Genomic DNA, 12564 nt, shown 5'->3' with positions numbered 1-12564 from the left:
TGGGGCGGCTGGTGGTTCTGGGACCCGGTGGAAAATGCTTCGCTGATGCCGTGGCTGATCGGGGCTGCGCTGTTGCATTCGGTTGTCGTGACAGAGAAGCGCGAAGGCTTCGGGGCCTGGTCGGCGCTGCTGGCGGTGCTGGCCTTCCTGTTCTCGATCATGGGCGCATTCCTCGTGCGCTCGGGCATCCTCACGTCTGTGCACGCCTTTGCCGTGGACCCGGAGCGGGGCATGCTCTTGCTGTTCGGCCTGCTGACCTATGGCGGCTTTGCGCTGGTGCTGTTTGCCATGCGGGCACCGAAACTGCCGGGCGGGAAGCCGTGGATGTTGCTCAGCCGGGAAGGCGCGCTGATGGCGAACAATATCGTTCTGATCGTTGCGGCGCTGACCGTGTTGCTCGGAACGCTTTTTCCGCTGATGGCAGAGGCAGCCGGCCGGACGATTTCTGTTGGCGAGCCCTATTTCAATCTGACGTTCACGCCGATGCTGGCACTGTTGCTGCTCATATTGCCCGTGGTTCAGGCTTGGGCCTGGGGCAAGGCGGATTTGAAGAACTGGTCCAAATGGGCGATCGCTGGCGGCACGCTGGCGCTGGTCTTCCTCGCCTTGGGGGTCGGCCTCTGGGACATTTCGATCGGCGCAGCACTTGGCCTTGCACTGGGTGCGTGGCTGGTGATTGGCGCACTGTGGGAATTGAAGCGCCGGGCGATCACGCCGGGACGCATCTTCCGTCTGCCGCCGCGCGTCTGGGGCATGACTTTGGCCCATATGGGCCTCGGCCTGTTTGTGATCGGCGCGGTGGTCGAGACCACGGGACGGTATGAGACGACGGTGGCGCTCGCAGAAGGCGGATCTGACACAGTGGCCGGCTGGACGCTGACCCTTGATCAGGTGCGCGCAATCGAAGGCCCGAACTGGTATGCCGACCGGGCGCAGCTGACCGCGACGCGCGGCGGCGCCAAGGCGATCATGACGCCCATGAAACGCTATTATCCGGCGGCACAAATGCCGACCACGGAAACTGCGATCCACAAGACGGGCACCGGCGATCTCTATGCAGCGCTGGGCGAGCAGCGCATGGTGGATGGCGCGCCGCGCTGGGTTTTCCGGGTCTACTATAATCCGATGATTGACCTGTTATATTTCGGCGTGATCCTGATGGCGCTGGGCGGTGCCTTCAGCCTGTGGCCAAGGCGCAAAGCATGAAACAGTTCGTTGTAATCCTGATCAGTCTGGTGCTTGCCGGGTTCGCTGTGGCCGAAGATGTTGCGCTGGATAACCCGCAACAGGAGGCCCGCGCGCAATCCCTGATGCGCGAGCTGCGCTGTGTCGCCTGCGAGAATGAACCGATTTCCCAGTCCGCCGCGCCAATTGCCGAAGACATGCGCGCGCGGGTACGCGTGATGATCGAGGATGGCGCGAGTGACGAAGAGGTACGCGGCTGGTTCGAGGACCGGTATGGCGAGTTTGTCTTGTTCCGTCCGAGGGCGGACGGTGTAGCGGGCTGGCTACTATGGGGCGGGCCATTCTTGCTATTGCTGTTTGGCGCGTTCATCGGCATCGCGATTGCGCGCTCGCGCAGGGCGCAGGTGGATTCCGTCGAGCCAGAAGACGCCTAGTAGAGTCCGGTTGGCAGGAAGAAACGTCCGCCAAGCCAGACAACCCATCCGCCCAGCGCGATGAACGGCCCGAATGGAATGGGCGTATCGGCATCGACCTTGCGGATTCCGAGCGCCGACAGTCCGATCACGCCCACCAGTGCGGAGGCCGACGCGACGAGCATAATGGGGGCAAGGCCCGCCCAACCAGTCCATACGCCAAGCGCGCCGAGCAGTTTGGCGTCGCCCCGTCCGAGTCCGTCTTTGCCACGCAAGTGGCGATAGCCGAGTTCCACCATCACCAGAATGCCATAGCCGACCAGTCCGCCGATCAGGTGCGCCCGCCAGGCTTCAGGCCGGGTCAGCCAGACCATCAGGATGCCGAGCAGGACTGTTGAGGCCGTCAGGGCATCGGGAAGGGTCAATGTGCGAATATCAATGACACTGAGCCCAAGCAGGAGGGCGCCGAGGCAGAGGGTCAATGCCAAAGTGCCAGGCGGCGCGAGGGAAATGCCGCTGGCCAGTAGAGCGCACCCGGCCAATCCGGTCAGAATGATTGTCAGCTTATTATGCAACTGCTCGTCCTTTTGCCCCACCAGAGGGCATCTGGTTGAAGACCATTCGCTTGGCCAGAAATCAATGCTTGTCGAAGCCTGTCTGTGAGACTGTGGGAAAGGATGCCGACGCCGCTCCATAACATTCGTCAGCTGGGTGGGGACGCGCTTGACGATTGCAATGGCCCGGAGATGACGTCCTGGCAGGGACACATTGCCTCCGGAGGCGAATGCCGCAGAACCTTGAAAAGGGCCTGTGCGACGCCGGCAAGGGGTCGGGGCAGCTCGCGTGAAGAGTGACAGGCAACCCAACACTCAGCCTGGCACGATGTGCCGGTTGAGAGGATGTCCTGATCTTCGCTCGAAGCCCCATAGCCTTGTTCCGCAAATAGAATGAGCGCAAAATACTTGGCTTACAAGGGACTTTTGACCGGACTTGCGTAAACTTCATTAAAAAACAGCTTTCTGTAGAGTTACCTTCAGATTCACACTGTTGGGGCAAGTCGACCGGAGGTTGTCGCGTCAAGCCAGGAGAAATCAGGGGCAATTTTCTTACCGGCGCGTGAAAATCGCCTTACTGTCTTTTAATGACCACAATGCTTGTGGCAGGCTTATGCTGGCCCACATGCCCAATACAGGCAAATTTTTCAGTGACTTGGAGACAGGAATGAAGACAATCGGCATATCGAGACAGGCCATGGTAGCTGCGCTGGTGGGCGTGGCGATGGTAGGCTCTTTCTCCCTCGCCCCACAGATCTTCAGCCCGGAGGCGGGTGCCCAGCCGATCCAGATTGAAGCGCCACGGGGCGCGCCGCTCAGTTTTGCCGATTTGATCGAACAAGTTGAGCCTGCCGTGGTCAGCGTCAACGTCACCACCGAGCGCGAAGTCGGCCGTATGGCTGACATGCAGGAATTCTTCGAACAATTTCGCGGCATGCCTGGCCTGGATGAGTTCATGGAACAGCGCCGTCAGGAAGAGGAAGAAGAACCGGAAACGCGCGAGGGTCGCTCGCTTGGGTCGGGCTTCTTCATCTCCAAGGATGGCTACATCGTTACGAACAATCACGTGGTTGAGGGCGCTACGGCCATTCAGGTCGTCCTGAAGGACGGGACAGAGCTCGACGCCGAACTGGTCGGCACCGATGCGCAAACGGATCTGGCTGTGCTGCGTGTTACAGAGCCGGGCGAATATCGCTTCGTCAGCTTTGGCGACTCCCACACTATGCGCAAGGGCGACTGGGTGGTCGCGCTTGGCAATCCATTTGGACTTGGCGGCACTGCCACTGCGGGCATCTTGTCAGCCGATGGCCGCGAGATTGGCCCGGACAGCCCCTATACAGATTTCCTCCAGATCGATGCCTCCATCAACCGGGGCAATTCCGGTGGCCCCACCTTTGACCTCAATGGCAATGTGATTGGTGTGAACACGGCGATCTTTTCGCCGACGGGCGGTTCTGTCGGGATCGGCTTTGCGATTCCGGCAGAGCTCGCCAGTGAAGTGACCAAGTCCCTGATCAAGGACGGCAAGGTCTCACGCGGCTGGCTGGGTGTTGCCATCCAGGACCTGACAGATGATATGGCCGAGGCCCAAGGCATCAAGGATGCCAAAGGTGCAATCATTGCCGATGTCACCAATGGCAGCCCGGCAGAAAAAGGCGGCCTCGCACGTGGCGACATCATCCTGTCCGTAAATGGCGACAAGGTCACCGATGCCACATCGACGACGCGGCTGGTCGGCAAACTGATCGCCAATACGCAGAACAAGTTCGAGATTATTCGCGGCGGCAAGAAGCAGACCCTAAATGTCACCGTTGGCGAGCGTCCGAGCAATCCGAATGCGATCGTCGAACCGGCGCTTTCTTCGTCAGCCACGACGGCGCCGGATACCGGCAAGGAAGTGAAGGAAGTTGGCGCGACGTTCGAGAAGATGGACGACGAATTGCGCACCCGTCTTGGCTTGCGTGAAGGCGAAAATGGCCTGCTCGTGTCGGGCATCACCAAGGACGGCGTCATGGAAGAGGCCGGCATTCAGGAAGGCATGGTCATCCTGGAAGTGAACAACAAGCCGGCCACATCCGTCGAAGCCTTCCGCAAGGCAATTACCGACGCCAAGAACGCCAAGCGCACGAAAATTCTGATCGCAGTCCGTATTGGCCAGATCACGAATTATCGCACCATTGACCTGTCGGACGCCGAATAGGAGATTCCGATGCTTGATACGGTTCAGGAAGACACCATGCATGTTCTCGTAATTGAAGATGACATCGAAATGGCCAGCTTCATCGAGAAGGTTCTGGTCGAGGCGGGCCACCGCGTGGACATGGCAACCGATGGTGATAGCGGCCTGGCCATGGCGCGGGCGTCTGAATTCGACGCGCTTGTCGTAGACCGGATGCTGCCGGAAAAAGATGGCCTGACCTTGGTCAAGGAATACCGGGAAGCGGGCGGCAAGACGCCGACCCTCTTCCTGTCAGCTCTGGGCGATGTCCAGAATCGGGTGCAGGGGCTGAAGGTTGGCGCGGATGACTATCTCGCCAAGCCATTTGCTCCGGCCGAACTTGCTGCACGGGTCGAGGCACTCGGCCGTCGCCTGCCGGTGGAGCAACAGGTGACGGTCCTGAAAGCCGGTGATCTTGAAATGAATCTGCTGACCCGCAAAGTGACGCGGGCCGGGCAGAAGATCGACCTCCAGCCGCGCGAGTTCCGTCTGCTGGAATATCTTATGCGCCATGCCGGACAGGTCGTGACGCGTACCATGTTGCTGGAGAAGGTGTGGGATTATAATTTCGACCCCCAGACCAATGTGATCGACGTCCACATCTCGCGCCTGCGCGCGAAGATCGACAAGGAATTCGAAGAGCCACTTCTGCATACGGTGCGCGGGGCTGGCTATCGCCTGCAGGGCTAGACGCCCGGGCAGGCGACTGGCACCTAGCACCACATGAGACTCGCACTGCCGACCTTCCTGAAGACGACGACGTTCAAACTGGCGCTGATCTACAGCGCCATGTTTGCGGCGTTTTCGGCTGCGTTGCTGGTCTATCTCTATTATTCGACGGTCTACTATATCCGCACGGAGAGCGAGCGGCGGATGGATCTCGAATTCGAGCAGCTTGGAAACGCCTATTTCACAGGCGGAATGGAGCGTCTCAGCCAGTCCGTTCTGGAGCGGATGACGCGCACCGGCTCTACCTATTTCTACTATCTTGAAGACTCTTCGGGCCGAAAGATTGCGGGCCATTTCGGGCGGATGCCGACGGCGCCGCCAGCAGCAGACGTGCAGACCGTTTATTTCGAGTTCCGCCAGCAGGAGCCGGACGGAACCGAGATCCTGCGGCAGGCAGCAGGTCGTATCGTGCGCCTGCGTGACAATGGTGGTGCTTTGCTGGTGGCATTTGACACCGAACAGCAGACGGCGATTGTGGGGCGCATACAGCGCGCAATCTTCATTGCCGCTCCCATCGGGTTGGTCTTCTCATTGCTGGGGGGAATCCTGATTTCGCGCGGAGCCGCGCGACGGGCAGATGAACTCGCGCGGACGGCCGAGGCCGTGATGGGCGGGGAATTGGGCAGGCGCGCGCCCGTGCGCGGATCTGGCGACGAGTTCGACCGGCTGGCGTCCCGGCTGAATGCCATGCTCGACCAGATCGAGAAGCTGGTGGATTCAACGCGCCATACCGGGAACGCAATTGCGCATGACCTGCGCTCGCCGCTCTCGCGCCTTCGCAATCGACTGGAGATCGCCCTGTCCGAACCGATGTCACGCGAAAGCGCCGAGGCTACTCTGGAAGTGACGGTCGAGGAGGTGGACCGGGTGCTCGGCACGTTCAACGCAATCCTCCGCCTTGCGCGGTTGGAAGCGGGCGCGGAAGGCGAGCGTGTACGGATGGACGTGTCGGAACTCGGCGAAGAACTGGCCGAACTCTTCGACCCGGCCTGCGAGGAAGCGGGACTTTCCTTCAAGAGCCAGATTTCTCGCAACCTTACCATTCTTGCGGATCGTGACCTTGTGGGTCAGGCCTTGTCGAACTTGCTCGACAATGCCGTGAAGTACACGCCCGAAGGCGGTGCCATCACATTCTCCATTACGCGCGGCCCGAATGGCACCGTCGATATGACTGTTGTGGATTCCGGCCCCGGTGTCCCGGAGGGCTCGCGCGAACTCGTCGTACAGCGCTTCCAGCGTATGGATTCGGCGCGCACTCAGCCTGGATCCGGCCTTGGTCTCGCGCTCGTCGATTCCGTGGCAGACATGCATGGCGGCAGTTTGATCCTGAGTGATGCGGGCGGCGATCCGGACATGCCGGGTCTGAAGGCCACGCTGCGCCTGCCGAGAGTGTGATGCCCGTATGCTGACGATCCTGCCAATCGCAGATACCGCCGAAGCCGCGCTGGAGCGGGCTCTGCCAGCGGCGCCCTATTTGCGGCGCCTGCATGAGACGGGCGTGCGCGGGCATTGGCGCGATGCCTTGCAGGCCGTCAGGGATATTCCAGCCGATTTGCCCGAAGCCGATGTCATGGCAACCATGCGCAAGGCCAAGGCGCAACTGCATCTATCGCTCGCAGCAGAAGACCTGGCCGGCGTGTTGCCAGTAATGGGTGTGACGCGCGCGCTCAGCGAGTTTGCCGAAGAGTGCCTTGAAGCAGTATTGCGTGCGTCTCTCGCCAAACGGGAGCTTGGCGGCGCGGGCATCTTCGCGGTCGCCCTTGGCAAAATGGGCGCGTATGAGCTGAACTATTCCAGCGATATCGATATCTGCGTGTTCTATGAGCCGGGTGTGTTCATGGACGGTGACTTTTCCGCCGGGGAGACCGCACAGCGTATCGCACGGGACCTCGTCCGCATGATGCAGGAAGCGACGGGTGACGGTTATGTGTTCCGAACCGACCTTCGATTGCGGCCCGATCCGTCGTCGACGCCCCTGGCGGTCTCAACGAAGATGGCGGACCTTTACTATGAGAGTGTGGGTCAGAACTGGGAGCGGATGGTCTGGATCAAGGCGCGTCCGACCGCCGGAGACCATGCGAGTGCGGACCGTTTCCTGAAAATCCTGCAGCCTTTTGTCTGGCGCCGTAATCTCGACTATTGGGCGATTGGCGACATCCAGGCCATCAAGCGGATGATCAACAGCAAAGTAGGGCGCGCCGATTTCGAGACCGTCTCGCCGGATGTGAAGCTGGGGCCGGGCGGTATTCGCGAGATCGAATTCTTTGCCCAGACGCAACAATTGATCCTTGGTGGGCGACAGTCGGAACTGCGCGATAATTCCACGCTCGGCGCGCTCGCCGCGCTAACGGGTGCAGGTGTGGTCGAACGCAACACGGCCGAGGAATTGGAGACGGCCTATCTCGCCTTGCGCAATCTGGAGCACAGGGTCCAGATGCGCCGCGACGAGCAGACCCATACCGTCCCGGCGGGCGAAGATGACCGCAAGGACGTGGCCATGCTTTGTGGCTATGCCGATCTTGCCTCATTCGACCGGGACTTGCAGGCCACACGCCGCTGCGTTCAGGCGCACTATGACGGTTTGTTTGCTCATGAAGACCGGGCACTGGACGCCAGTCCGCTTGGCAATCTTGTCTTCACGGGTGTTGATGATGATCCGGGGACGATTGAAACGCTTGCTTCGCTGGGCTTCAGCAACCCAAGCGCGGCCATTGAGTCGATCCGGTCCTGGCATCGGGGGCGCGTGCCAGCAACGCGCACGGCCCGGGGCCGGGAACTGCTGACAGCCTTGCTGCCAAGCATGCTGGAAGCGATGGGCAAGACGGGTGAGCCTGATGAGGCGTTTCGCTGGTTCTCGCGTTTCTTCGAAGGGATGTCCTCTGGCGTGCAGACGCTGTCCATGCTGTTGGCGGAGCAGACCCTGCTGGATGATCTGGTATCCACACTCGCGCTCGCGCCGCGCCTTGCGCAGATTCTGTCACGCCGCCCCGACCTGTTGGAAGCCTTGGTCAGTCGTCAGGAACCGCCACGTCCGGTGATTGACGACACGGTCAGTTTCGATGGCGCGCTGGATGCGTGGCGACGCTACCACCGGGAACAGAATTTCCTGATCGGGCACCGCTTGTTGCATGGCCTGATCAATGCGCGCGATGCCGGGGCGCACTGGTCAGACCTTGCCGATGAGACCATTCAGGAAATGGCCAGCGCCGCTGAGTGTGAAACCGAGGACCGCTATGGTCCGCGGCCGGGCAGTTGGGCCATCTTTGCCATGGGTAAGCTGGGCGGGCGGGAACTGACGGCCGGGTCCGATCTCGACATTATCGTGATCTACGACGCAGACCCGATGGTGGCGCAGACCTGGTACACGCGATTCACGCAGCGCCTGATCACGGCCTTGACGGCTCCCACAGCTGAGGGGGATCTCTACGAAGTCGACATGCGATTGCGGCCTTCCGGCGGCGCCGGACCCGTTGCGGTCAGCGTGCCGGCTTTCGAGCGCTACCAAAATCATGATGCCTGGACCTGGGAGCATATGGCGCTTACGCGCCTGCGACCGGTCACGGGCGACGAGGCGCTCTGCTATCGCATCATGAAGATCGCCTGCGAAGCTATCGTCGCGCGCGCGGGCAAGACGGATGGTACGATCTCACAGGACGTGGCGGACATGCGCCAGAGGCTCTATCGCGAGAAGCCGGGGACAGGCCTTTGGGACCTGAAGACGGCCGAAGGCGGTCTGGTGGATGCCGAGTTTGTCGTTCAGCGCGACATGCTGTTGCGTGGCGAACCGGATGCGATCCGTTCCAATACGCGCGAGGCGATTTCCTGCTCGTCGCTTCCGGAGGCGGAAAGGACGTTACTTGAAGAGGGAGTCACCTTTCTTCAGTCGCTCCAGCAGGTTCACAGATTGGCGCTCGGCAGCGAAATGGCGGGCGGGCACATACCGGAAGGCTTGAAGGACAGGCTCTGTCGATCGGTGGATATGGAGACATTCGACGCGCTTGAGGCAGAAATTTCCTCAGTGAAATCAAAGATTCACATGCTGGCGGTGAAAAAACTTCAGCTTTGAGCGACGGAAACTCCGGGCCAACCCGTTCAATACGCGATGGGTGAGTAAAACAAACGGAGTTTTCTCAATGAAACGTACTACGATTGCAACCGCTTCGATCGCCGCCATTGCGGCCCTGGCCCTGCCAATGATCGCCATTGCCCAACCGGGCGACGGTCATCGCGGCAAGGGACATCATGGCCAACGCGGCAATATGGAAGCCATGATTGCTGAAATCGATACCAATGGCGATGGAGACCTCTCCAAGGCAGAAATCGATGCGCACCGCGCTGCGAGATTTGCAGAGGTTGACGCCAATGGCGATGGCGCCGTGACGCAAGCCGAACTGGATGCGCATCACGAAGCCAAGCGCGCTGAACGTATGGCGGAACGCAAGGCCAAGATGTTCGCGAAGCTGGACACTGACGGTAACGGCACGATCAGCGCCGAGGAGTTTGCCAGCAAGGAACGTCCCGGCTTTGACAAGGTCGATGCCGATGGCGATGGCATTGTGACGAAGGAAGAAATGGACGCCATGAAGTCGAAGATGAAAGATCGTCGCGGCGGTAAGCACAAGCGCGGCGACGGCCCGCAGCCTGAATAAGGACGACCTCCCGATGGGCCGGAAGCCAGAGATGTATCAACGTGATTTACCGCGATATGACGATGTTCTTCCGGCCCGTTTTCGGTTAAGTCCTCTGCCTTGGCTTTCAGTTCAGACCTCGACCGGATCACACGAGCAGCAGCGGGCGACCCCGCTGCTGTCTCCAGCCTTGTCGACCGCTACAGCAGCGGCGTCCTTGCCTTGGCAACGCGCATGCTCGGCGACCCTTCAGAGGCTGAAGACGTGACACAGGAAACCTTCCTCCGCGCCTGGAAGGCGCTGCCGGGATGGGAACCGCGTGCGAAATTCTCAACCTGGCTGCACCGGGTTGCCCTGAATCTCTGTTACGATCGGCTGCGCAAGCGCCGTGAAGTGACCATGGAACACCTGCCGGAGCGCACTGATCCGGCCATGACCCCGGCAGAATTGCTGGATCAGTCCCAGCGGGTCCGTGCGGTGGAAGATGCAATCTCCCACTTGCCGGAACGCCAGGCCGCAGCATTGACGCTATGCGCCCTGCAGGGACATTCTCAAGCCGAAGCCGCAGACATCATGGATGTCAGCGTGGAGGCACTGGAAAGTTTGCTGGCACGTGCACGACGCACGCTTCGCGCCAGCCTGTTGGAGAGGGCCGCATCATGAGCGGACAATTGATTTCAGACGACCGGATCCTGGCCCTGATCGAGACCTATGGGGCCGATCCCCACATGTTTCCCGAGGAAGAGCGGGCGGCTGCCCGTGCGCGCATGAAGGCGCATCCAGAACATTTTTCTGGTGCAATTGCCGCTGCCCGCGAGATTGATGCCCTTTTGGGTGAGGTCCCGGATGTTGTGACCTCTGAGAGTTTGCGCGACGCCTTGATCGCGTCTGCGCCAAAGGCGGCCCCTGCACGCAAGTCCGGCTGGAAGTTGCCGGTCTGGGTTCCCGCAGGCGCGTTGGCATCGCTGACGGTCGGTGTGTTCGCCGGTATGAGCGTAGCCCAACCGATCACGACGCAGGACGAGCAGGCCGAAGCGGCAGTTTATGCTGCGCTTGGATTTGATACGTACACACTGGTACTGGAAGATGAGGCGACGCAATGAATGAGACCCCGGCCCGAGCGCCGCGCCGAATTTCTTTCTGGATGACGATTTCCCTGTTGTTCAACCTGCTCCTGTTGGGGCTGGTTGTTGGCATGCTGGTGCGCCAGATACCTGATCGTGGCCATCGTGAAGAGCGGCCCCGGTTGGCCCAAGACATAGATACTGAAACACGCCGGGCTATGTTTGGCCTGATGCGGGAATCCTATCGCGAATCCCGAACAGAACGCGATGCGCGCAATGCAGTGCGTGCGCAATTGGCAGACGCGCTGAAGGCGGATCCTTTCGATGCAGAGGCCGTCCGCGCGGCATTTGCCGATCTGCGCGCGGCGGAGGGGTCGGTTCATGCGGCCACGCATAAGGCGATGATTGCCCGGCTCGAAGCGCTTCCCCCAGAGCAGCGCCGTGCCATGGCCGACATGTTGGCCCGTGGGCCGGAACGGGACCGGCGCAATCGCCGGAATTCGCGCCCGCCCAAAGACTAGGGGTTTTCTTCTGACCGCGGGCGCTCCAGACTGCCTTGAAACAGGAGGGCAGGATGAAGGAATATGCGGCGTTTGATGCGATGGGGTTGGCCGAACTGGTCCGCGCCGGTGAAGTCTCTTCAAAAGAATTGCTGGACGAGGCAGTGTCGCGGGCCCATGCCGCGCAGTCTGAACTGAATTGTTTTTCCAGCCTTTATCCCGACCTTGCCGAAGCCCAGCTGGCAGACTTGCCCACTGACGGGCCGTTTGCCGGCGTGCCTTTCATCACCAAGGATCTCGCCGTGATGATCGATGGCGCGCCTCTGACCAATGGGTCAGTCAGCTGGAAGGGGCATGTCTCGTCGCAGGATTCGGTGCTGACAGAACGCTATCGCAAGGCGGGGCTCGTCATGTTCGGCCAGACGACCAGTCCCGAATTCGGCCTGACCACAACCACCGAGTCCACGCTCTATGGCCAGACGCGCAATCCGTGGGATGTGACGCGCACATCGGGTGGCTCGTCGGGCGGGGCATCGGCGGCTGTCGCGGCAGGCGTCGTGCCATTGGCGCAGGCGAGTGATGGTGGGGGCTCAATCCGCATTCCAGCCGCCTGCACCGGTCTGTTTGGCATGAAGCCGTCGCGCGGGCGCACGCCGATGGGCCCCCTTCAGACTGAAGGCTGGAACGGTATGTCTACGGTTCACGCCGTCAGCCGCACGGTGCGTGACAATGCGGCCTTGCTGGACGCCTCACATGGCCGCGAGACCGGCAGCCGCTATGTGGCACCAGCTCCGGAGGGCTCCTTCCTGGAGGCCGTGTCGCGAGACCCTGTGCCGCTGAAGATCGCACTTTGGCGTACCGCGCCGAATGGCACCGAATTGAGCCCCGAAGCAGCCGAGGGTCTGAAGGCCACGGGGCATCTGCTGGAAAGCCTCGGCCACACTGTGGTTGAAGCCGCGCCTGTACTGAACGGGGAGGAGTTGGGCAAGGCGGCGCTGTTCACCATCTCCGCCAATGTCGCCGCCGCGATTGATGCGCGCTCGGTGATGCTCGGCCGCGACGTGCGCGAGGACGAGCTGGAGCCGATTACGTTTGCGATGGCCAATCTGGGTCGGACCGTACCGATGATGGAGCTGGCGCGTGCGAACAATTTGTTCAATGCGGCGGCAATCACTTTTGAACGCTTCCTGGATGATCAGAAGCTCGACCTGATCCTGACGCCGACCCTGTTCCGCCCGCCAGAGAAATTGGGTGTGCTCGCACTGACGGCCTC

12 protein-coding genes are annotated in these 12564 nt (G+C 61.0%); 11 read left to right on the top strand and 1 reads right to left on the bottom strand.

The window, feature by feature from the left end:
- A partial coding sequence (locus B4F73_RS12730) for a heme lyase CcmF/NrfE family subunit (RefSeq protein ID WP_290483448.1) occupies positions 1 to 1206 on the top strand: 1206 nt, incomplete at its 5' end.
- Entirely contained in the window at positions 1203 to 1619 is a 417-nt protein-coding gene (locus B4F73_RS12725) for a cytochrome c-type biogenesis protein (RefSeq protein WP_290483447.1), read from the top strand. The genes B4F73_RS12730 and B4F73_RS12725, both read left to right, overlap by 4 nt.
- Here the strand turns inward: B4F73_RS12725 and B4F73_RS12720 are convergent.
- The gene (locus B4F73_RS12720) at positions 1616 to 2173 is read right to left on the bottom strand and encodes a prepilin peptidase (protein ID WP_290483446.1); all 558 of its coding nucleotides are present in this window, start codon (positions 2171 to 2173) and stop codon (positions 1616 to 1618) included. The genes B4F73_RS12725 and B4F73_RS12720 overlap by 4 nt on opposite strands.
- Positions 2174 to 2819: 646 nt before the next feature.
- On the opposite strand from B4F73_RS12720, the gene B4F73_RS12715 reads away from it, so the two are divergent.
- From B4F73_RS12715 to B4F73_RS12675, 9 genes are all read left to right on the top strand, one after another.
- Complete coding sequence (locus tag B4F73_RS12715) at positions 2820 to 4352, top strand: Do family serine endopeptidase (protein WP_206991004.1); 1533 nt, start codon at positions 2820 to 2822, stop codon at positions 4350 to 4352.
- A gap of 36 nt (positions 4353 to 4388) precedes the next feature.
- Complete coding sequence (locus B4F73_RS12710) at positions 4389 to 5060, top strand: response regulator transcription factor (RefSeq protein ID WP_034811982.1); 672 nt, start codon at positions 4389 to 4391, stop codon at positions 5058 to 5060.
- Between the two features lie 33 nt (positions 5061 to 5093).
- Positions 5094 to 6494, top strand: a complete 1401-nt coding sequence (locus tag B4F73_RS12705) for a sensor histidine kinase (RefSeq protein WP_034811214.1) — start codon at positions 5094 to 5096, stop codon at positions 6492 to 6494.
- Positions 6495 to 6501: 7 nt separating this feature from the next.
- Positions 6502 to 9165 (top strand): bifunctional [glutamine synthetase] adenylyltransferase/[glutamine synthetase]-adenylyl-L-tyrosine phosphorylase, encoded by a 2664-nt coding sequence (locus B4F73_RS12700; RefSeq protein WP_206991002.1) that lies wholly within the window; start codon positions 6502 to 6504, stop codon positions 9163 to 9165.
- 67 nt (positions 9166 to 9232) lie between these two features.
- Positions 9233 to 9748, top strand: a complete 516-nt coding sequence (locus tag B4F73_RS12695) for an EF-hand domain-containing protein (RefSeq protein WP_034811216.1) — start codon at positions 9233 to 9235, stop codon at positions 9746 to 9748.
- A gap of 99 nt (positions 9749 to 9847) precedes the next feature.
- Positions 9848 to 10390 (top strand): RNA polymerase sigma factor, encoded by a 543-nt coding sequence (locus B4F73_RS12690; RefSeq protein ID WP_034811218.1) that lies wholly within the window; start codon positions 9848 to 9850, stop codon positions 10388 to 10390.
- Entirely contained in the window at positions 10387 to 10830 is a 444-nt protein-coding gene (locus B4F73_RS12685; RefSeq protein ID WP_290483445.1) for a hypothetical protein, read from the top strand. The genes B4F73_RS12690 and B4F73_RS12685 overlap by 4 nt, the downstream gene beginning before the upstream one ends.
- Positions 10827 to 11312 carry a periplasmic heavy metal sensor gene (locus B4F73_RS12680; RefSeq protein ID WP_290483444.1) on the top strand — a complete coding sequence of 162 codons (486 nt, stop codon included), beginning with the start codon at positions 10827 to 10829 and terminating at the stop codon, positions 11310 to 11312. The genes B4F73_RS12685 and B4F73_RS12680 overlap by 4 nt, the downstream gene beginning before the upstream one ends.
- Before the next feature lie 53 nt (positions 11313 to 11365).
- A partial coding sequence (locus B4F73_RS12675) for an amidase (RefSeq protein WP_290481609.1) occupies positions 11366 to 12564 on the top strand: 1199 nt, incomplete at its 3' end.

Origin of the sequence: Hyphomonas sp. UBA3601 (assembly GCF_002375605.1) — a bacterium.
Lineage (GTDB): Bacteria > Pseudomonadota > Alphaproteobacteria > Caulobacterales > Hyphomonadaceae > Hyphomonas.
This window is presented reverse-complemented; position numbering and strand designations above follow the sequence as displayed.

Coding starts and splice junctions, on each gene's coding strand:
- B4F73_RS12725 (WP_290483447.1), top strand. CDS start 1,203: ATGAAACAGTTCGTTGTAATCCTGATCAGTCTGGTGCTTGCCGGGTTC.
- B4F73_RS12680 (WP_290483444.1), top strand. CDS start 10,827: ATGAATGAGACCCCGGCCCGAGCGCCGCGCCGAATTTCTTTCTGGATG.
- B4F73_RS12685 (WP_290483445.1), top strand. CDS start 10,387: ATGAGCGGACAATTGATTTCAGACGACCGGATCCTGGCCCTGATCGAG.
- B4F73_RS12695 (WP_034811216.1), top strand. CDS start 9,233: ATGAAACGTACTACGATTGCAACCGCTTCGATCGCCGCCATTGCGGCC.
- B4F73_RS12715 (WP_206991004.1), top strand. CDS start 2,820: ATGAAGACAATCGGCATATCGAGACAGGCCATGGTAGCTGCGCTGGTG.
- B4F73_RS12700 (WP_206991002.1), top strand. CDS start 6,502: ATGCTGACGATCCTGCCAATCGCAGATACCGCCGAAGCCGCGCTGGAG.
- B4F73_RS12710 (WP_034811982.1), top strand. CDS start 4,389: ATGCATGTTCTCGTAATTGAAGATGACATCGAAATGGCCAGCTTCATC.
- B4F73_RS12705 (WP_034811214.1), top strand. CDS start 5,094: ATGAGACTCGCACTGCCGACCTTCCTGAAGACGACGACGTTCAAACTG.